Origin of the sequence: Acinetobacter amyesii (genome assembly GCF_002018365.1) — a bacterium.
Classification (GTDB): Bacteria; Pseudomonadota; Gammaproteobacteria; order Pseudomonadales; family Moraxellaceae; genus Acinetobacter; species Acinetobacter amyesii.
This window is the reverse complement of sequence record NZ_MVKX01000002.1, coordinates 1-20,462: the sequence shown is the minus strand read 5'-3', so window position 1 is coordinate 20,462 and position 20,462 is coordinate 1. Positions and strand designations below refer to the sequence as shown.

Annotated in this window: 23 protein-coding genes; 12 read left to right on the top strand and 11 right to left on the bottom strand. The window is 41.2% G+C overall.

All coding sequences use genetic code 11. The features are described 5' to 3' along the window. Window positions 1-15: 15 nt before the first annotated feature. Entirely contained in the window at window positions 16-945 is a 930-nt protein-coding gene (locus tag B1202_RS03650) for a DMT family transporter (protein ID WP_228145128.1), read from the top strand. A 54-nt stretch (window positions 946-999) separates the two neighbouring features. Here the strand turns inward: B1202_RS03650 and B1202_RS03645 are convergent, their stop codons facing one another. Then, the gene (locus B1202_RS03645; RefSeq protein ID WP_078189250.1) at window positions 1,000-2,247 is read right to left on the bottom strand and encodes a YihY family inner membrane protein; all 1,248 of its coding nucleotides are present in this window, start codon (window positions 2,245-2,247) and stop codon (window positions 1,000-1,002) included. 112 nt (window positions 2,248-2,359) lie between these two features. On the opposite strand from B1202_RS03645, the gene wrbA reads away from it, so the two are divergent. After that, a complete protein-coding gene (gene wrbA / locus B1202_RS03640; protein WP_078189249.1) occupies window positions 2,360-2,953 on the top strand; it encodes an NAD(P)H:quinone oxidoreductase in 594 nt (197 codons plus the stop codon). Between the two features lie 317 nt (window positions 2,954-3,270). Beyond that, window positions 3,271-3,459, top strand: a complete 189-nt coding sequence (locus B1202_RS03635; protein ID WP_078189248.1) for a hypothetical protein — start codon at window positions 3,271-3,273, stop codon at window positions 3,457-3,459. 106 nt (window positions 3,460-3,565) lie between these two features. Here B1202_RS03635 and B1202_RS03630 read toward each other — a convergent pair whose 3' ends face one another. The 4 genes from B1202_RS03630 to B1202_RS03615 form a co-directional block, all read right to left on the bottom strand. Further along, a complete protein-coding gene (locus B1202_RS03630; protein WP_143221573.1) occupies window positions 3,566-3,964 on the bottom strand; it encodes a hypothetical protein in 399 nt (132 codons plus the stop codon). 269 nt (window positions 3,965-4,233) lie between these two features. Continuing rightward, a complete protein-coding gene (locus tag B1202_RS03625; RefSeq protein WP_078189246.1) occupies window positions 4,234-4,809 on the bottom strand; it encodes a xanthine phosphoribosyltransferase in 576 nt (191 codons plus the stop codon). Window positions 4,810-4,900: 91 nt separating this feature from the next. Continuing rightward, window positions 4,901-5,614, bottom strand: coding sequence for a DUF3108 domain-containing protein (locus B1202_RS03620; protein ID WP_078189245.1), 714 nt, complete (start codon window positions 5,612-5,614; stop codon window positions 4,901-4,903). A gap of 159 nt (window positions 5,615-5,773) precedes the next feature. Next, a complete protein-coding gene (locus B1202_RS03615; RefSeq protein WP_078189244.1) occupies window positions 5,774-6,457 on the bottom strand; it encodes a hypothetical protein in 684 nt (227 codons plus the stop codon). 258 nt (window positions 6,458-6,715) lie between these two features. On the opposite strand from B1202_RS03615, the gene B1202_RS03610 reads away from it, so the two are divergent. Beyond that, entirely contained in the window at window positions 6,716-7,573 is an 858-nt protein-coding gene (locus tag B1202_RS03610; RefSeq protein WP_213033255.1) for an energy transducer TonB, read from the top strand. A 3-nt stretch (window positions 7,574-7,576) separates the two neighbouring features. Here B1202_RS03610 and B1202_RS03605 read toward each other — a convergent pair whose 3' ends face one another. From B1202_RS03605 to miaB, 4 genes are all read right to left on the bottom strand, one after another. Next, on the bottom strand, window positions 7,577-7,867 hold the full coding sequence (locus B1202_RS03605) for an antibiotic biosynthesis monooxygenase family protein (protein WP_078189242.1): 291 nt from the start codon (window positions 7,865-7,867) through the stop codon (window positions 7,577-7,579). Between the two features lie 62 nt (window positions 7,868-7,929). Then, complete coding sequence (ybeY, locus tag B1202_RS03600; RefSeq protein WP_078189241.1) at window positions 7,930-8,412, bottom strand: rRNA maturation RNase YbeY; 483 nt, start codon at window positions 8,410-8,412, stop codon at window positions 7,930-7,932. A gap of 9 nt (window positions 8,413-8,421) precedes the next feature. After that, window positions 8,422-9,513, bottom strand: coding sequence for a PhoH family protein (locus B1202_RS03595; protein ID WP_078189240.1), 1,092 nt, complete (start codon window positions 9,511-9,513; stop codon window positions 8,422-8,424). Window positions 9,514-9,551: 38 nt separating this feature from the next. Then, window positions 9,552-11,009, bottom strand: a complete 1,458-nt coding sequence (gene miaB / locus B1202_RS03590) for a tRNA (N6-isopentenyl adenosine(37)-C2)-methylthiotransferase MiaB (RefSeq protein WP_078189239.1) — start codon at window positions 11,007-11,009, stop codon at window positions 9,552-9,554. Window positions 11,010-11,317: 308 nt separating this feature from the next. On the opposite strand from miaB, the gene B1202_RS03585 reads away from it, so the two are divergent. The 5 genes from B1202_RS03585 to B1202_RS03565 all read left to right on the top strand — a co-directional run bounded on the left by B1202_RS03585 (window position 11,318) and on the right by B1202_RS03565 (window position 15,971). Then, a complete protein-coding gene (locus tag B1202_RS03585; protein WP_078189238.1) occupies window positions 11,318-13,294 on the top strand; it encodes a lytic transglycosylase domain-containing protein in 1,977 nt (658 codons plus the stop codon). Between the two features lie 126 nt (window positions 13,295-13,420). After that, entirely contained in the window at window positions 13,421-14,002 is a 582-nt protein-coding gene (locus B1202_RS03580; RefSeq protein ID WP_171262588.1) for a ribonuclease I, read from the top strand. 170 nt (window positions 14,003-14,172) lie between these two features. Beyond that, window positions 14,173-15,159 carry a malate dehydrogenase gene (locus B1202_RS03575; RefSeq protein WP_078189236.1) on the top strand — a complete coding sequence of 329 codons (987 nt, stop codon included), beginning with the start codon at window positions 14,173-14,175 and terminating at the stop codon, window positions 15,157-15,159. 188 nt (window positions 15,160-15,347) lie between these two features. Continuing rightward, a complete protein-coding gene (locus B1202_RS03570; RefSeq protein WP_078189235.1) occupies window positions 15,348-15,608 on the top strand; it encodes a DUF2789 family protein in 261 nt (86 codons plus the stop codon). A 105-nt stretch (window positions 15,609-15,713) separates the two neighbouring features. Further along, window positions 15,714-15,971: a DUF2789 family protein gene (locus B1202_RS03565; protein ID WP_078189234.1), complete on the top strand. Its 258-nt coding sequence runs from the start codon at window positions 15,714-15,716 to the stop codon at window positions 15,969-15,971. A gap of 51 nt (window positions 15,972-16,022) precedes the next feature. Here the strand turns inward: B1202_RS03565 and B1202_RS03560 are convergent, their stop codons facing one another. Together B1202_RS03560 and B1202_RS03555 are read right to left on the bottom strand one after the other, a co-directional pair. Next, window positions 16,023-16,550 carry a hypothetical protein gene (locus tag B1202_RS03560; protein ID WP_078189538.1) on the bottom strand — a complete coding sequence of 176 codons (528 nt, stop codon included), beginning with the start codon at window positions 16,548-16,550 and terminating at the stop codon, window positions 16,023-16,025. A gap of 71 nt (window positions 16,551-16,621) precedes the next feature. Then, window positions 16,622-17,224 (bottom strand): 2OG-Fe(II) oxygenase, encoded by a 603-nt coding sequence (locus tag B1202_RS03555; protein WP_078189233.1) that lies wholly within the window; start codon window positions 17,222-17,224, stop codon window positions 16,622-16,624. Window positions 17,225-17,338: 114 nt separating this feature from the next. On the opposite strand from B1202_RS03555, the gene B1202_RS03550 reads away from it, so the two are divergent. From B1202_RS03550 to B1202_RS03540, 3 genes are read left to right on the top strand one after another with little or no spacing between them, the layout of a single operon-like run. Next, on the top strand, window positions 17,339-18,196 hold the full coding sequence (locus B1202_RS03550; protein ID WP_078189232.1) for a 23S rRNA (adenine(2030)-N(6))-methyltransferase RlmJ: 858 nt from the start codon (window positions 17,339-17,341) through the stop codon (window positions 18,194-18,196). Window positions 18,197-18,237: 41 nt separating this feature from the next. Continuing rightward, a complete protein-coding gene (gene pssA / locus B1202_RS03545; RefSeq protein ID WP_078189231.1) occupies window positions 18,238-19,062 on the top strand; it encodes a CDP-diacylglycerol--serine O-phosphatidyltransferase in 825 nt (274 codons plus the stop codon). Between the two features lie 37 nt (window positions 19,063-19,099). Then, a complete protein-coding gene (locus B1202_RS03540) occupies window positions 19,100-20,176 on the top strand; it encodes a DUF6670 family protein (protein ID WP_078189230.1) in 1,077 nt (358 codons plus the stop codon). Window positions 20,177-20,462: the final 286 nt, after the last annotated feature.

The following is a 20,462-nucleotide window of genomic DNA, read 5'->3' as shown; positions in this document are numbered from 1 at the left end:
TGTCGAGTAAATAGTGTGGAACAGCGTAAGGCGCTAGATGCAAAAGCTTCTGGTTTGATGATTATTTTGTGCATGATTTTAGGGATTCAACAGGTCATTTTGAAATTGGCCGCGGTTGATATTGCGCCGATCATGCAAATTGCCATCCGATCGGGTTTGGCTGTGCTGTTGGTCTTTCCACTGATTCGTCTCAAGCCGGGAACACATTTATATACACGCGAATACTTGCTGCCGGGTATCTGGTTGGCGTTTTTATTTTCAGCCGAATTTATTTTAGTGGCAGAATCCCTGCGCTATACCTCTGCATCACATACGGTTGTCTTGCTCTATACCGCACCGATATTCGTGGCACTAGGTTTACATTGGAAGTTGCCTGAAGAAAAACTCACAGTGATCCAATGGGTCGGTATTTTTATTGCCTTTTCAGGTATTGTCCTGTCGTTTATGGGACGTGAAAGTAGCACTACAGTCAACACTCAAGCCCTGTTGGGCGATGCGATGGCATTACTTGCAGGGGTGATGTGGGCCTTGACCACCATTTCATTAAGACTCACCAAACTGTCAGACGCACCTCCGACTCAGACCTTGTTTTATCAGCTAGTCGGTGGTTGCGTGTTTTTATTACCCGTAGCATGGCTGACAGGACAAATGACCGTGCATTGGACCGTATTGTCCATCAGTAGCATGATTTTTCATGTGCTCATTATTTCATTTTTCAGTCTGATGCTGTGGTTTTGGCTGTTAAGTAAATATCTGGCCAATGGCCTGGGCGTTTTTTCATTCCTCACCCCAATCTTTGGTCTGGTCTTTGGCGTATTGATCTTAAACGAAACGATTGAACTGAATTTTATCTTGGGGACGGCCTTAGTAATGGTCGGAGTGATGACGGTAACCTTGCATCGATGGTTAGCTAAATTGATGGAACATCAGCGCACAGCGATCTAATATCATGTATAAATAAAAAAAGGAGAGCTACGGCTCTCCTTTTTTTATTTACGCTTATTTTTCTTCAAAAATAGTCGCAAGCGGAATCGAGAGTTTGGCCGCAAGATAATCATCCGATTCGACCAGTTGCGGCCCTATTTTTTCCATCCAGACATCATTTGGATCGACGCGACCTAGGTCTTGGCGTTTAGGGAGTGGGTAAGGAAGTTTACTGTAAAAACTCCAGAAATCCACTTGGGTTAAATTACGAACCAAAACATAATGATCATCGTCAGTACGTTTAATCAGGTGTTGCTTTTCAAATAATAAAATATAGCTCGGCAGGCGACCGATTTCATCACGCCCTAAAACCTCAAGCGCTTCTTTTTCTGTCACGCTCTGACCGAGTTTTTGCTTTTTATAAAATAATTCCAGCAAATCCATCAACATAATCACAGGATGGCGCTTTTGGTCTTTACCAGAATTAAAGGCGGTCAGTGCATAACTAATTTCTACCCCAATCAGCACGATATTCCATGAAAGGAATATCCAAAGTAGGAAAATTGGCACCGCAGCAAAAGCACCGTAAACGATTTGATAACTGGTGAAATTGGACATGACAAAACCAAAGAGGTTTTTGAGTAATTCAAATACCACGGCACTAAAGACACCCGCGATCAGCGCTGCCTTGATCGGCACACTACGGTTGGGAATCGTCCAATACAGAATGAAAAAACCTAAAATGGTCAATGAAAAAGACAGGATCCACAGCAGAAAAGCTCCATCCAGTTCATAGCCGGCAAAATTATTGCTGAGGACATTCATAGAGGCCAAGGTGGATGACACAACAAATGCGCTACCCAGTAAGATCGGGCCTAATGAAATAATGGTCCAATAGCGCATAAAGCCAATAATGCCGCCACGTGTCTCACGCACCCGCCAAATGCGGTTAAATACCGTCTCAATACTGGTCAGCATCATGACTGTGGTAATGAATAAAAACAGCACACCAATCACAGTCAGGTTACTGGATTTATCGGTGAAGGCATTCAGTGCTTTATCGAAAGCAATCGTTGTTTTCGGTAGAAAATTACTATAAATCAATTGTTGAAGTTGTTGACGAGCAGGCTCTAAGGCATTGATCGATGAGATGATGACCAAAAATACGGTCAACATGGGGACCACTGCAAACAAGGTGGTATAGGTCAATGATCCTGCTTGTTCACGGCAGCGATCGGCTTCAAAACGTCGAATGACAAATAAAACAAACTGAAACCATTTCTTGTCGTAAAAGGGAAGTTTTTTTAAAAATGCTTCGATCATGCTTTCAAGTCTCGAGTTATTTTAGTCATGTTTATGCAATTTTCATCACTTAGCTTAACCAAAAAATAGGAAAAATACCGTATAGTTTTCTTTTTTCATTGAATTTATAAAAATGACGCAAGCTTATGTACTGGTGCTGTATTACAGCAAATATGGTTCAACACGTGAGATGGCACATTTGATTGCCAATGGAATTGAAGCTTCTGGGATGGCGGTAAAAATACGTACCGTTCCAAATTTATCCACCGTGGTGACCGAAGTGCAGCCCAGTATTCCTGCCGAAGGCGATATTTACTGTAGCTTAGATGACTTAGCCCATTGTTCAGGTTTAGCCCTTGGTTCACCGACACGCTTTGGTAATATGGCGTCGGAAATGAAATATTTCTGGGATCAAACCACAGCGCTTTGGCTCAATGGCGCATTGCATGGCAAACCAGCGTGTGTGTTTACCAGTTCAGGTTCAATGCATGGCGGACAGGAAAGTACTTTGCTGACCATGTTGCCGCCTTTGTTTCATCATGGAATGATGGTTATGGGTTTAACTAATGCCCATCCTGCATTATCGAATACTAAAACGGGTGGTACGCCCTATGGTGCAAGCCATGTCAGTGGTCCGCGCCATGATCAGTCATTGAGTCAAGATGAGCGAAACTTATGTGAAGAGCAGGGTAAACGCCTAGGCGAAGTGGTCAAAAAGTTGATTTAAACGTGCTTGATAAAGGCAATAAAGCAAACTTTGTAGCGAACGGGCAAGAAAAGGCTTAAATATTGCACTTTTCTTGCTTTTTTACGTGTGATTTCTTTTTATTTACGATGTTGTATTTGCGCCCCAAAATATAAAAATAAATCTGTCGAACTATTCTTAAAATACCAAAAATAAGTGATATCAATAACATATTGAAAGTTTTTAAATACAGCCTGCTCAGTGATGGCCTTGAGTCGATAATTGCTGTCTCTTTAGGCGCGTTATTTTTATTTTTTGATTACATGATTTGTATTTAAATTTCTTCTTTGGGGTGTGTGATGTCTATTATTAATTTTCGAATGATTTTCCTGTGTTCCGCATTAGCTGCATCTTCCTTGTCTACGGCAATGCCAGTTTTATACAGTATGGATTTCCCGCAAGAGAAAAAAGCCGAAGAAAAAGAATTTTTGGCGAAACAAGATCAAGTCAAAGCAGAATCAAAATCTTTAACTGATGCTTCAAAATAATCTATTACCCATGGTTTCAAATAGCATTTCAATAGGCTAGAAAACCATGCTAGAAAAACAATAACCCATTAAAAAGAGCGCTGAAGCGCTCTTTTTTACATTGAATTTAGTCTTGATCCGAAGTCTTTGCAGCGTCTTCAGGCTGTTGCTCAACTTCAAAGCGCTGTTTGCAGTCTAAACATTGGTAGTCGAGAAAAATATTTTGATCGACGATCACGCCGGCTTTTTTACCAAAACGGTGTCCTAGAAAACCGCCAGTGATACCGACGCTAATCGCACCGACAAAAGTCCCGATGGTTCCGCCCATAATCACGCCAAGTGGGCCTGCAGTCACACCACCAATCGCAGCACCAATAGATGCGCCAGATGCCGCACCACCAACAGTCCCTGCAGCAGTTCCTGCACCACTGAGTAAGACCCCACCAATTTTTTGTAAGTTTTGTTCATGGTTACGCTTTTCAATATGGGTTGATCCACATTTTGGACATTTAACTGTCGGTTCCATGTTTTGATCTTCTGTATTCATAACTTTCCGTAGCCTTAAAAAAATAAAGTGGCCGAATTTATGGTGCAGCATAAAGTAATTTGACAGATGAGTAGTTGACCCATTCGATCAAATGCAACGATTTTCCTGAATTTTATCGATTTTTGCGCACAGATGTTTTGTCTGCTTGTAACCAAGGCGCCAAAAAGTGCGCTCTATGTCACCTTAATCGCAAATTTTTAGCAAAAAAAAGAACACCTGATGTGTTCTTTTTCCTTTTGAACGCAAACTTAGTCACGAACAAATTCAACTGTACCATTCGCCAGTGATTTCACACGTGCCAATGATTCAACGCGATAGCCTTTTTCAAGCAAAATATCACGACCAGGTTGGAATGATTTTTCAATCACGATACCGATACCCAATACTTCAGCACTTGCTTGATGAATAAGATCTGCAAGACCTAAAGCCGCTTGACCATTGGCCAAGAAGTCATCAATCACTAAAACTTTATCTTCAGCATTGATGTGCTTTTTAGAAATCGCGATAGTGCTTTCAGTTTGTTTAGTAAAAGAAAACACTTTTGAGCGATACAAATCATCTTTTAAGGTCAAAGATTGATATTTACGTGCAAAAATCACAGGAACACCAAGTTCAAGACCAGCCATTACTGCAGGTGCAATACCTGATGCTTCAATCGTAATGATTTTTGTGATGCCAGCATCTTTAAAAAGACGGGCAAATTCTTGACCAATTTGCTGCATCATCACAGGGTCAATTTGGTGGTTCAGGAAAGAATCGACTTTCAGAACTTCTTCAGAGAGAACGATACCTTCAGCTAAGATTTTCTGTTCCAGAGCGTGCACGGGAGAATCCTCGAGGGGGCAGGTGCTTTTTAAAGCAAAAGCGTATTTTAAAAAGCACCGTGAAAAATGCAAGCGAAATTGATCAAATCAATTAATTTGTTGCACCTTTATAGCCCGTTAACAATAAACCGTAAGAGGTTTTATTGTCTTGGTGAGAAACTTTGACAGGGAGGTAATCCAGTTTTGGTGCTAACCAGAAGGTCGTTTGACGGCCTGGTTTGTCATGGCGCATCACAACTTTCACGGTATCAAAAGTGCCGTAAGTGGTTTTCACTTTTTCAGTGCCTTGTTTCACGAACTTACGACCTTCAACCTCTTTGGCATCGGCAATGTAGTAATTCGATTTCAAACCACCATTTTTTAAATCTTCACGAATTTGCAATTCAGCATTGAGTTCATCTAACACACCAGACTTCCACGCAAATGAACGAGCTTTATCGTCTTTTTTGGTGTTAATGGTTTTTGCACCAGCATTAAAATTAATATTCATGGTGTTGTTGTGCACCAAAATTTTGCTGCTACGGCTAAAGCTGTTCGAGTGAATTTGGCTGCCATTTAAACTAAAACGACTGGTTTCAGTCGCGGATGCCATCGCACCAGCTTTTGCTGCGAAAACATAAGTCCAGTTATTCCCAGATTGTTTTAGGGTGCGTGTTGCAGAACCCAAGTTTTTGCCGTTGTAGTTAAATTGGTAGTTGGCTTGGAAGGGGCTCATAGCAAATGACTGACTTGAGAAACCAGTCAAAAGCAGTGTAGTCGATACCCCAGCAACAAGACCTAAATTTTTCAAAACTGAATGTGCCATGAGTATGGTTTTCCTATTCAATATAAAAAAGGTGAAAGTGATTTCACCCGTTAGGATTATTATGGTGCTGGATTGTGGAGAATGAAGTCAAAAAATCCAGCTAAATGTATATGTTGTGTAGCGATTTATAGCGCCGAGTTTGCTAAAGCAAGGAAAACTTTAACTTTCCTTTTGCTTGATAGGTGTTACTTGGTCTTCTTGTAAGTCTGAGTCATCCCAGTCTTCAATTCGCTCTTGCGACATCTTGGTGAACAATGCGGTTAAATTAACATTACCAATCACCACCAATTCGGCCTCACGTAAAACGGCATGGTTCACATGAACTTTACTTAAGGTATCAATAATCGAGCGGCTTTTGCCCAGCCAACGATTGAGATCAAGATATAGCAAATCATCTTTAACTTTGATCACATTGAGCTTTTCCAAGATCATGCCTAATGGATCTTTATCGAGGACTTTTTGGTAGAACCATAAAGCCACACGAACACCGACTTTATAAAACACATTTGGATATTTGGCTTCAATGACTTGAGTATCACTGATTTGTTCAAACACGATCAATTGGGTATTTTTATTCAGCTCCATTTGCACCAATTTAAGGTCCACGGAAAGTGTAATAAGGAGTCCATTATAATCGAGTGTGGCATACAGTCTGAGCCAGTCGTCATGAAGGTCAGCATGCAAGTCTTTGAGCATTTTCACATTATCGGTCACAAAGCGCTGAAACGTCGCATTTAAAAACACTTGAGACATTGGGAATTCACGCTCATCTTCAATAAATCCTTCAGCTTTTTGGTACACTTGACGTATACGTTTAGCGATATTGGAAACTAGCGTTTGCATAAGAAGTGCATCCTGACAAATTATGTTTTTTGACGATGTGTATCTTGTCGATTTCTATAAAAACACAAGGTTTTGATCTTGCAGTTTAGCAAAATAAATTGCACCATTTTCATGATTTTAATTGTGCATTATCGATGTGTTGATGGATTTCTCGTTTTCATCAAAAAATGAATACGAGTTTTATTTTATACTGTTTTAAGCAGTTTGGGGAATGCGGCAAATTGTCGGTTTAATGAGATGCTGAAAAAAATAACGTTCATGCCCTTGATGAAAGAGTGGTGGAAAGATCCTATATTTGCAACTGCGTTGGCGTTTGCTGCTGTGTTGCATTTGGCATTTTTAACCATGCAATTTACCATGCCCCAAGAGGCTGACTATAACACCAAAGAAATTGCAGTTTCTTTACGTCCTACGACGGAAAAAATTGAACATGCAGACTTTTTAGCGCAAGCCGATCAGCAAGGCTCGGGAACATTCCGTGAGTCGCATAGGATGTCGAGTGACATGCCTGCACCGATGATCGAACAAAAAGCCGGTGAGCAAAAAAGCGAAGCTTTAGAACAACTGCAACAAAAGAAAGAACTCAGCTTTGAAGACAAAGTGTTGATGACAACTTTGAGTTGGCAAAAACAAGCGGAAGAAAACAGTCGCAAAAAAGCCGTTGAGGAGTTGAATAGTCAGTTTCAGGCCAAGGCTGCGATGGTGGCGAGTATCGAAGCTCAATATTTACAACGTCAGCAAAACTTTAGCCGTCAGCAAAAAATTAAAACCATTGATGGTATTCAAGCCAAGCAAGATGTTTCTGCGGCCTATATGGAAAAATTCCGCGAAAAAGTCGAGTTTTATGGCAACCGTTATTATCCTGAAGCGGCAAAACAGCAGCAGCTCCGCGGTGAAGTACGCTTAATGGTTATTTTGAACAGTAATGGCGGGATTCGTGCCATTCGTTTGATCGAAAGTTCAGGTTCAAGCTTATTGGATGAAGCAGCAAAAACCTCTGTGCGTAAGGCGGCACCTTTTGGTTTGTTTGATGCCAAAATGAAAGACATCTCAGAACTTCGTATTGTACGTACTTGGCGCTTCGATCCTGCAGAAGCAGAGTTTGAAGTGCGTTAAAATTCAGTTGTGATAGCGTCGCAAAACTTCGCAGATTTCGACGCTAAAACTCGCATACCATTGGTTTTTCCCCAATTGCTGCGCGACCAGATGTTGTGCATCTTGTTGCCAAGCTCGAATGTCTTCTAATGTATTCCAGTAGGAAAGGGCGATTTCATGCTCACCCTCTGTCAGCGCTTCAAAATGTTGACAGTTAAAGTGTGTCAAGGCTTTGTCTCTAAGCTGCTGTGCAGTCGAAAAATACAGCTCATCAAGCGTACGAATGCGTGCTTTAAAAATCACGACATATTGCATATCTTTCCTTCCTTGGTTTTTATGACGAAAAAAAAGCGAGCCGTAGCTCGCTTTTTGGGTTCTTAATCTCTTTCCAGATAAGGGTTATCCAACCCCAATTTGGCTAAAATCTCGATCTCCAAAGCTTCCATTTCTTCAGCATCTTCATCAGAGGTTTCATGGTCATAGCCCATGAGGTGCAACGTGCCGTGTACCAACATATGTGTAAAGTGGGTCAGGGGTGCTTTGCTTTGTTCTTGTGCTTCACGAAGAACCACAGGAATACAAATCACCAAGTCGCCAATCGGAAATGAGTCTAAAACTGCTGCCATTTCATCGGGGAGATCGCTTGGAAAAGACAACACATTAGTCGGTTTGTCTTTACCACGATATTCCAAGTTCAATTTGTGGCTTTCGTCATTGTCCACACATGCAATACCGATCTCACAATCACTTTGTGTATCGATATGACGTAAAGCCGTTTCCACGACTTTTTTGATATGCGCACGTTTCACCACCAATTCAGGTGACTGAAAATTTTGCTGCAAGGAGAGATTAAGTTTCAAAATGAATCCTTAAATGTTTTCGTCTTGATGCTGCCCATCAGCTTTAGCATCATTGTCCGCCACCAAGGCTTCCTGACGTGCTTTACGTTCTGCACGTTGTTCAGCTGTGAGGCGATGTTGTTCGCTGTCCCATCCCTCATAGGCTTCAACAATTTTTTGAACCAATTGATGACGTACCACGTCACGAGAGTGGAAGCGAGTAATATGAATTTCTTTGATTTTTTCAATCACACGTAAGGCATGTGCCAAACCGGATTGTTGACCACGAGGTAAATCGACCTGTGTAATATCGCCGGTGATTACCGCACGAGAGCCAAAACCTAAACGGGTGAGGAACATTTTCATTTGTTCAGGGGTGGTGTTCTGTGCTTCATCTAAAATCACAAAAGAATGATTTAAGGTACGACCACGCATGTAGGCCAGAGGAGCTACTTCAATCACTTGACGTTCTATCAGTTTGGCGACTTTTTCAAAACCGAGCATTTCATACAAAGCGTCGTATAGCGGACGTAAGTAAGGGTCGATTTTTTGGCTGAGGTCACCGGGTAAAAAACCCAGTTTTTCACCGGCTTCAACCGCAGGGCGAACCAATAAAATGCGTTGAATTTCGTTGCGTTCTAACATGTCTACAGCAGCGGCGACCGCGAGATAGGTTTTACCTGTACCTGCTGGTCCAATCCCGAAAGAAATATCACTTTGTAAAATACGTTGCACGTAGCGTTTTTGATTGGCACCACGTGGGTTGATCCGACCTTTACGGGTTTGTAGATAAACATTCTCTAAACCGGTGTGCTCATTTTCAGAAAAGTCTTCCTGAATTTCGCGGTCGGTCTGACTGCCTTGAATCATCATGTGTAAGATGTCCGCACTAATCTGAGGATTGGTTTCGGACTCTTCATAAAGACGGTGAAGGAGACTTTCAGCTCTCTCAACCGCATCGATTTCCCCATCGACAAAAAAAGCATCTGCGCGATGAGAAATTTTGACATCTAAACGTTGTTCAATTTGTTTGAGATGACCGTTATAGGCACCGAGCATGCTTTGTAAACGGTCAAGTGGAATACCAGCAAAAGTTACAGTACGTCGAATCGCTGCAGTCAAGAGAATTCCTTTAAATTGGTCTGACGATTAAGCTTACATTACGCCACGTCAGGCTCAAGATTCAAGAGTTCACCATAAACAAACTTCAAAGTTTTAATATCGGTCACTTCAATCTCTGCAAAACGCCCAACCCATGCAGGATCGCCAATGAAGCTGACCAAACGAGTATTGTCAGCAGTACCAATCAGCAAGTTCGGATCTTTGTCTGAAACAGACTCAACCAAGACACGTTGAATGGTGCCCAGCATGGCATCAGTTTTCTCAATACTCGATTGCTTAATCCATTGTTGAACTTTGGCAAGACGTTCTTTTTTCACATCTTCAGGGGTGGTGTCTTCAAGTTCTGAAGCAGGAGTACCCGGACGTTTTGAGTAGATGAAACTGTATGAATGATCGAAGTCCATATCTTGGATAAATTGATACGTTTCTTCGAAGTTCTGGTCAGTTTCACCTGGGAAGCCAATAATAAAGTCGCTCGATAAATGCATATCAGGGCGAACTTGACGTAATTTGGCAATTTTATCGATATAAACATCAATCGTGTGGTTGCGCTTCATGGCTTGTAGTACGTCGTTTGAACCACTTTGAACCGGTAGATGCAAGTGAGAAACCATTTGCGGTAAGTCACGGTAGCATTGAATCAAGTCATCGTTAAATTCAAGCGGGTGTGATGTGGTGTAACGAATACGGCCAATCCCCGGAATCTCAGCAACTAAACGTAATAAGTCTGCAAAGGTACAGATTTTACCTTCAAAAGTTTCACCACGGTAGCCATTCACGTTTTGGCCGAGTAATGAAATTTCACGTACGCCTTTTTCAGCTAAAGTGGCAATTTCAGCCAATACGTCATCGAGTGGGCGAGAAACTTCTTCACCACGGGTATAGGGAACCACGCAGAATGAACAGTATTTAGAACAGCCTTCCATGATAGAAACAAACGCTTTAAAACCTTCTACACGTGGTTCAGGTAAAAAGTCGAATTTTTCAATATCAGGGAATGAAATATCCACCAACTGAATTTTTTCTTTTTTCGGTTTGACCACTTGCTCAGTATGCTGATCCAACATTTGCGGTAAACGGTGCAAGGTTTGTGGACCAAAGACCATATCAACATACGGTGCGCGTTTTTGAATGTTGTCACCTTCCTGAGAAGCAACACAACCACCAACACCAATCACCAAGTCTGGATTTTTTTCTTTCAGCTTGCGCCAACGACCTAACTCAGAAAATACTTTTTCTTGTGCTTTTTCACGAATAGAGCAGGTATTCATCAGGAGAATATCCGCTTCTTTTGGATCGTTCGTTAGCACATAGCCGTGAGAATCACCTAAAAGGTCGCCCATACGTTGACTGTCATACTCATTCATCTGACACCCTTGCGTTTCGATGTACAGTTTTTTCACTGCTCCATCTTGAGCTGGGGTGTGCTGTGGCTGGGTAACAGTGTTATCTGGGGCAGCTTGGGCACTATTGGGGATGAAGGTTTGAACCGTCATGTAGGCTCCTAAAGGAATTTTATGAAAATCAATAACCATACGTGGCTGACAGACAATTCAATCAGTTGAATTGTGCAGCTGCGGAGGTCAAAAAAGGGGATTTTAAGAATGGGCAATATTTTAGCAGTAATTCACTAGAAACTTACAGCCTAAAATTACAACTCTGCCATATTGATTTATGAAGTAAAAATGTTTGAAAATTAATATTGGCTAATCATAAGGTTACATAACAGAACACAATGCAGAGTTTAGAATTATTAAACTAATTCCTAAATAAAGTTCGATGTGTTGTAACCGGGCGGAATGACATGAAAGAAGGCAAGTGGATGTTAAAACATAATTTTAAACAGAAAAATTACGCTAAATTACTTGCTTTGAGTGTGGGGCTCTCCGGAATTTCTGCGTTTGCTCAGGCGGCAGATGAGCAGTTTAACGATGCTTTACGTGCGGCGAATGCAGGCAATATAGGTTTGTTACAACAATACCAAACATCCATGCAAAATGACGTTTTGGGTTATTACCCAGAATATTGGTTGCTCAATAACAATTTGGCTTCACAGCCTGCAAGTGCGATTACCAATTTTGCACAGCGCTATCCAAACTCGGCAATGGCAGAAAAATTAGCCGCAGATTATGTCGAAGAAAAAGTCAAACAAGCCGATTTCGCTACAGCACAGCCTGTCTTGCAATATGTGACTAATGCTGACCGTGCAGAAACCTGTGCCATGGCTCAAGTCCGTGCCAAGTCGGGCGATCCACTGGTTTATGCAGAATTTAAAGATGTATGGTTGACCACAAACTCACAACCTGATTCGTGTACAGGCTTGGGCCGTATGATGCTGTCGAGTCCTTTAATGACTCAAGATGACCGCCATCAACGGATGTGGGGGCAGTTAAGAGCGGGTCAGTCAGGGCAAGCAATTGCGACAGCGCAAACCATTGGCGTGAATATTAATTTATCGCAACTCAACACCATTCAAGCCAATCCACTGAATTATTTATGGTCTGCACCCAAAGCCACAGCTGAAGATCATGCATATCTGATTTATGCGATGGGTCGCTTGGCCGATAGCGACTTAAATGGCGCGATTTCTTCGGTGAAACGTGCAGCAGAAGGCACACCAGCCGATGTACAAAAAGCCCTATACCGTAGTGTCGGGTATATCGGTGGTACAACGGTAATGAAAAACAATTTCAACCGTGAAGTTCTAAATTATCTTGATTTAAGTTATGGACTGCCTTTTAGCGCAGAAGAAGCTGAAATTTATGCGCGACAAGCCATTCGTTTTGGCGCATGGGAAAGTGTCATTCGTGCAATTGATGCGATGGGCGTTTCGCAAAAGCAAGAAGACCGTTGGCAATATTGGTTAGCACGTGCTTCTGAACAACGCGGCGATGCTTCATCAAAACGTGCGGCGCAAGACATTTATCGTAAGCTCGCCGTTGGTGATGATTACCATAATTTGTTAGCACGTGACAAAATTGGTCAGTCTTATAACAATATTCCGTCAAATGTGCAGCCTTCGTCACAAGATGCACAACGCCTCAGTCAGGATATTCACTTCAGTCGTGCCTTTGCATTGCGCAATATTAATGCATCTGACAGCTATATTAACCGTGAATGGAACTGGGCGGTGCGTCAAGCCTATTTAAAGCATGATGATGGCATGATTCTTGCCGCAGCTAAACGTGCAACCGATATGGGCTGGTATGATCGGGCGATTTATGCAGCAGATCGAACCACCAAACAGCATAATTATGCTTTACGTTATGCCATGCCGCATCAAAATTATGTGGTGAGTCATAGTCGTAATGCCGGCATTGACCCTGCATGGGCTTATGGTTTGATGCGTCAAGAAAGTCGGTTTGTCACTAGCGCACGTTCACATGTCGGTGCCGGTGGTTTAATGCAAATTATGCCAGACACCGCAAAATTGGTGGCTCGTCAGATGGGGGAGAGTTATAACCCCGCTGCATTAACGGATATGAATACCAATATTCGTTATGGCACTTTCTATTTATCGATGATTCAACGTCAATTGAGTAATAGTCCAGTATTAGCGACCGCAGGTTACAATGCGGGTCCAAATCGTGCTCGACGCTGGCAGCCTGAATATCAGGCGATTGCAGCAGATCAATATACGGAATCGATTCCATTAACGGAAACTCGAGACTATGTAAAACATGTGATGACCAATGCAACCCATTACGGCCTTTTATTAGGTCAAGGGCCGCAATCGATTGAAAAACGAATGCAAATGATTCCATTACGGAATGCGCAATAAACCTTAAAGCAAGACGCGCCTGTTTTTAGGTGCAATATGGGTAAATAATGAATGCCGAACATGGACATTAGACCTGCTTATCGAATACTGACATCACTGCTCATCGGCAGTGGTGCATGCTTTGGTATGTCTGTGCTTTCGGCAGCACCCGTGGTCAATGGCTATGTGATGGATGTGCAAATGGTGCCTGCTGTTTGTGCTTATGACCCATTAAAAAGTAAAAAGCGTAAATGTCTGGAAGGGTATTCACTCAATATCACGGGTCTATATCCAGAAACTTCTACCCGTGATTGCACCACCAATAGTTCCGCTAAACTTTCTCCGCTGCAAGCCAAAGTGGTTGCACGGATTATGCCTGATGAAAATGCTCGCGTGGCGCTTTGGCACAATACCGGTGGCTGTGTTCCTATGAATGCCAGCCAGTATTTCAGAACCATTATTAATCATGCAGATAAGCTAAAAATTCCAGATGAATTGACTAGCCAAGAAACCCAATCCATTCAAGCCAATGTCTTGCGTAATAAAATGTTGCGTATGAACAGCGGATTGGTATCTCAAAGTATTGAATTTAACTGTATGCAAACCCGTGGTGGTAGCCTACTGACTGAGATTAAAATTTGCTATAAAAACAATGGTCAGTACAAAAGTTGCCCTACGACTATCGTTGGAAATTGTCCTGCAACTTTCATAATTAAAGGTTCTTTCTAAGCTTTTTTCGGCATTTTATTTATATTTCCTATCATACTTTTGTTGAAAAGCATTCTCTTTTACATGCAAGCGTCAAAAGATTGGAGTACAATCTTTGCCGTTTATGATTATTAAGATTAGATAGAACAGCTATTTAATCATTATGACCTTCCTCAATTGGAGATAATTACATGAAGCAAGCAGTTCGTGTTGCCGTTACTGGCGCAGCTGGTCAAATCGGTTATAGCTTATTATTCCGTATCGCAAGCGGTGAAATGTTGGGTAAAGACCAACCAGTTATCCTTCAATTATTAGAAATTCCAGTTGAGAAAGCTCAACAAGCGCTTAAAGGCGTAATGATGGAACTTGATGACTGCGCATTCCCTCTTTTAGAAGGTATGATCGGTACTGATGATCCTAAAGTTGCATTCAAAGATGCTGACTACGCTCTTCTTGTAGGTTCACGTCCACGTGGTCCTGGTATGGAACGTGCTGACCTTCTTAAAGTAAACGGTGAAATCTTCATCGGTCAAGGCCAAGCACTTAACGAAGTTGCTAGCCGTGACGTTAAAGTTCTTGTTGTTGGTAACCCTGCAAACACTAACGCTTACATCGCAATGAAATCTGCTCCAGATCTTCCAGCGAAAAACTTCACAGCAATGTTACGTCTTGACCACAACCGTGCGTTAACTCAACTTGCTCAAAAAGCGGGTGTTGCAGTTTCTGATATCGAAAACATGACAGTTTGGGGTAACCACTCTCCAACAATGTATGCTGACTACCGTTTTGCAAATGTAAACGGCGAAAGCTTAAAAGACAAAATCAACGATGCTGCTTGGAACAAAGACGTATTCCTTCCAACTGTTGGTAAACGTGGTGCTGCGATCATCGAAGCGCGTGGTCTTTCTTCTGCTGCTTCTGCTGCAAACGCTGCAATCGACCATATGCGCGATTGGGCTCTTGGCACAAACGGCAAATGGGTAACTATGGGTATTCCTTCTGACGGTTCTTATGGTATTCCTGAAGGCGTAATGTTCGGTTTCCCTGTAACAACTGAAAACGGCGAATACAAAATCGTTCAAGGTCTTGAAATCGACGAATTCAGCCGTGAACGTATCAACTTCACTCTAAACGAGCTTGAAGAAGAACGTGCAGCAGTTGCTGACATGGTTAAATAATTTAATTTTTTAAATTAAATTATAAAAAAGCACTCCATTTGGGGTGCTTTTTTTATGGCCTGCGAAAAATACCACGCTTAAATTTTGAACAAAAAATAACACGTTGAGATGCTGTTGCAACTGACAAAGTCAAATAAACAGATAATTATAAAGATGGGAGAAATGTTATTGGCTTGAGGAGAACGGCAATGTTTGATCAACAACCGACGTTGGAACTATTTTTTGAACAATTGGGGCTGGATGCAAGTCCGGAAGGCATCGATCAATTTATCGAAACGCATCAAATCACCATGGATGTTCCATTGCATGAAGCGCCATTTTGGACGAAGTCACAGCGTGACTTCATTATCAGTCATTGGAAAAAAGATGATGACTGGGCCATGGTGGTGGATATTTTAAATGAACAATTGCATACAGAACATAAGCTTTCCGGATCATGCAAAATCTAAATACAATTTGAAACAACAAACCTAGTTTTAACGCTAGGTTTTTTTATCTCCATCATATAAGTTAATTAAATAATAAATGACAGATTAGTTGATAAGGAGGGCGAGATGCTCAATCAAAATAAACCATCCTTAGCTTTATTATTTTCTCAATTGGGGTTAGCCAGCAGTCCAGCTGCGATCGAGTTATACGTACGTACGCATCAGCTTGCTGCAAGTGAAAATTTACATGATGCGCCGTTTTGGAATAAAGCGCAGCGTGATTTTCTAATCAGTCATTTAGTGCAAGATGATGATTGGGCTATTTGGATTGATGAGCTGAATCAACAGTTGCATATGGATGCATATAAGCTGCAGCCGGCATAGATTTCATTTCTCCGCAAATAAAAAAACACCTCTTCGGAGGTGTTTTTTTATTTAGTGCAGTTTACTTTGACGTAATTCTGCAAACCAATCTTCTTGGCGATAAGGATTAAATGCAGGATGCTCAAGCAATGTGGTCAGTTTGAATTCTTGAGATTTACAGTATTTATTTAACCAATGACGGGTTAATGCAGGTTCCTGTTTTACCGCAGAGGCATAGGCCAAGTAGAAGTAGATGTCGCCATGTTCAGCTTTGGACATCGGTTTCATAATTTGTTGGGTAATCAGGGCATAGCGCTGCTCTTGGGTGATTTCAAAAAATACCATATAGGCTTTGGCTAAATGCACAGATAAATCGATGTATAGCTCAATCGGCATTTCTTCAAATTCAATCCGGCTTTGCTCAAGTAGAACAATGGCCTCTTGCAGAAAATATACTTGTTCTTGATGGTTCTTGCTTAAGCCAACCAATTGCAGGCGTAAGTCAGCACGCTCAAGGGCAAGTTCAGGGCTGTTGCCTTGTAGGAATAATTGATCAGTTTCGCCAATACGCTGAATGATTTTATGACTGTTTTGACGCATCGGGTACATCCTCATCTATGAATGACTCATATATGAGGATAATTTAAGGGATTTAAAGGATGAATCTCGAATTACCACATCGCGTTGTCATTACGTAGCCAAGCCGTAATCGATAAACGTTGATGTTTTGCTTCGAGTACCTCGTGTAACAGGTCACTTTGGAATAAAGCAATGCGATTCGGTTTAGGTTCTAAAATATGCCAAACATCATTCTTATCTTGTAAGCGCAATTCACCGCCCCAGTCGGCTTGCCAATGTTCATGCAAATAATAAACCGCTGAAATGACACGTCCATTTTTACCTTGAGGATTATCTTTGTGCAGAGCATAAAACTCACCTGCGTTATAACAGGCAAAATGTGCTTCGACTTCGTGAATGCCAGAAAAAAATGCGCGATTAAATTGTTCTGATAAATGTTCTAAGGCTTGAACGTGTTCTTGTGCGACATCTAAGGTGTCGTTAATCCATAAAATATGATCACTTCTAATTTTACTGATGACCCCATTTTGTACGGCTGCATCCCTAAATTTATTTAAATTTGACATACATTCTTCAACAAGTGCATGTATATATTCAGCAGGATAAGCGTCATCAATAATGCTAAACCCGTGTTGATCTAAATCATCGAGGATTTGATCAACGGGCCAAGACTTTGGGAGAAAGGCTGTTTCCATATACGATCCATAAAGTTGTGGAAAAAAAGGTGACGTATTCTAGAGCAAGAATAGCATCGGAATGAAACTATTTTTCATGCTAAAATGTCCGTTGATATCAGGAATTAAAGAAACATGAATTACCGTCACCATTTCCATGCAGGCAACTTTGCCGACGTGATGAAGCACGTTTTGCTGCTTCAGTTATTAAGTCGACTGAATGCAAAAGATAAACCTTATCGCTATGTAGATACACATGGTGGTGCAGGTAAATATGATCTTTCGACCTCTGAAGCACAGAAATCTGGTGAGTTTTTAAATGGTATTCATCGTTTAGTTAAGCTCGATGATTCGATTAAACGTAATGCGCCTGAAGGTGTTCAACAATATTTAAAAGTTGTTGAAAAAATGCGTGAAAACTTTGGTAAAGGCGCTTATCCAGGCTCTCCATGGTTTGCACTTGAAGGCATGCGTGAAACTGATAAAGCCACGATTTTTGAAATGCAGCGTGATGTATTCCAACAATTGCGCCACAATATTTTTGATAAACGTGCAGGCTTGCATGAGCGTGATGCTTACGAAGGTTTACTGGGTGTAATTCCACCAAAAGAAAAACGTGGTTTGGTCATGATTGACCCGCCTTACGAATTAGAACGTAAAGATTTTCCACAGCTTGTAGAATTGTTGGTGGCTGCTTATAAAAAATGGCCGACAGGCGTTTTTGCGGTATGGTATCCAATTAAAGACCGCGCGATGATTGAACGTTTTGAAAAGAAAATGTACAAAACTGGCATTCGTCGTCAGTTGGTTTGCGAAATTTGCGTATGGCCAGATGACACTCCAGTCGGTCTAAATGGTTGTGGTTTATTGGTGATTAATCCACCTTGGAAATTCTCTGAAGATGCGGACGAAGCATTACAATGGTTGTTCCCACATCTTCGTATGAATGAAAATGGTGGTCATGCAGCCGTACGTTGGTTGGTTGGCGAATAATTTTAAACTTGAAAAAGAAAGGTCACAGTTAGGATCGAACAATGACAAATACAAATAAACCTGAGCGGGAAATTTCTTCAAAGGATGAAAATGCATTTGATGGCATTACATTTGAAGTTGAAGAAGAGGAGCACACCCATGAAGGGCATAAAGTGAAACGTCGTGGGATCTATCTGTGGCCAAACTTGATTACAACTGCAGCGTTGTTATCCGGCTTTTATTCAATTATTGCCAGTATGAATGGTGAGTTTCAACAAGCCATTTATGCTATTTTCCTTGCGGCATTATTTGATGGTTTGGATGGGCGTGTCGCACGTGCTATCGGCGCGCAAAGTCCATTTGGTGAACAGTTTGACTCGTTGTCGGACTTGCTAGCATTTGGTGTTGCACCTGCCATTTTAATGTATAGCTGGAGTCTAAATGACTTAGGCCGTATTGGCCTGGCAGCATGTTTTGTTTACACCGCATGTGCAGCCTTCCGTTTGGCACGTTTTAACGTACAAATCGGGGTCGTCGATAAACGTTACTTTATTGGTGTTGCAAGTCCACTCGCAGCCGTTATGATTATTTCATTGGTATGGGTAGGCATGGATATCCCTGCGGTCTTTGACTTACGCGAAACAGGTATTCAGATTTTTAATGCGGTAGTAATTATTGCAGTGGGGCTATTGATGATCTCAAATGTGAAATACTATTCATTTAAAACGGTGGATCGTCGCCGTGTTCCATTTGCGGTGTTACCAATAATCGTCTTTGTTTTAGCTGCTGTAACGTATAATATTCCAATGGGTATTTTAATTATTTCAGTGATTTATGCATTGTCTGGTTTTGTCACAACCTTAATGGCAAAAAAGGCAGAAGCATGAGTTAAAGCATGAAATAAAAAATGAAAAGGAGCTTGATATGCAGATATTTCAAGATTTCTTGGATCAATCAAGACGACTGAATCAAGCTCCAGATTTACAACATAAAAAAATAAATCTACATGCGCCGAATACGCCTTATCCTTCAGTCCATTATGGACTTTGTCTACCGAATCTTCCTGCGCCCTTACATTATCTTAACTTTATGAGTTGGCTCGGGCAGCCTCAGATTCCTGCTTTTCAAAATCCTGCGTCCATTCAACAAGACGAACTCAATACTGCCACAGTAATGACCAGTGTGAGTGGTCATATGGTTGGGCAGTTACAATCCTATTCCATTAAAGATGACTGTAGTCTGAGTGAAACCGTCTTTAAATTTAGAGATATAGAGCAGATCGGTTGGGATGGAGCGGTATTTCAAATCCATCGAGCAGATACTGAACTCAGTTTAGATTTGTCCGTGCAAACTACCGATATTTCCTCTTGTTTAATTAAATTAAGATTAGGTCTTGCTGAATATTGGTCAGTGATGTGCCAATGTGAAGGTCAAATCAAATTTCAGGGCCAGATGTATGATGTAAATCAGTTGGCTGTTTTGTCTTATGCACAAATACGCAAGTTTCCATATTTACCTTTAGCGTTTTATACCCATCAGGTAATCAACCTTAGCCGACAGCGTCAAATCATCTTTATGCAAACGCGAGACCGCTATAACAATATTTTGAGTTCACGTTTATATCTAAGAGATTTAAATCAGCAGCAAGTGTTCATGGCAGACCAAGCCGTGTTCTTTAAAGTCATGCGCGTTTATCCTGTGGTTAAAACCCCAAATTTGCAAAAAATGTATTTGCCACGTGAATTTGAATGGATTTACCAAAATGACAAACTGAAAATACATGTACAAGCGCAGAGCCGTGGGGATTTTAAATTTGGACTCGGCGCAGGCTATGCAGGAAGCTTTACCTATCAAATCAAAATCAACGACGAAATCGAGTGTGGGGAAGGTGGATACTGTGAATATGTCGATTGTCGAGCTTTAAAATGGCAAGAAAAGAATGAAAAAGATAAATTAACGGATAAATATGGAAATATTGTCCCTTTTATGCTCAAAAAATAGTAAAAAACGCTAATTTAGTAGAATAAACAAACAAACGTAATGAAAAATTAAAAATAAATGAAAAAGGGTGTTGCGTTGGATCAGAAATGCTGTAGAATGCACATCCATCGGCGGTGATGAAGATTAAAACTTCTGATAAAACAATAACTTGGTTGAATTGATTAAGTTGGGTTTTAGAAAGGAAGTTTAAAATAATTTGAATTACCGGTTGACTCTTTAGAAATAAAGAGTAATATAGCCGACCTAGCTTGCTGGTGACGAACCAACAAGAAGATCATTAAGAGAT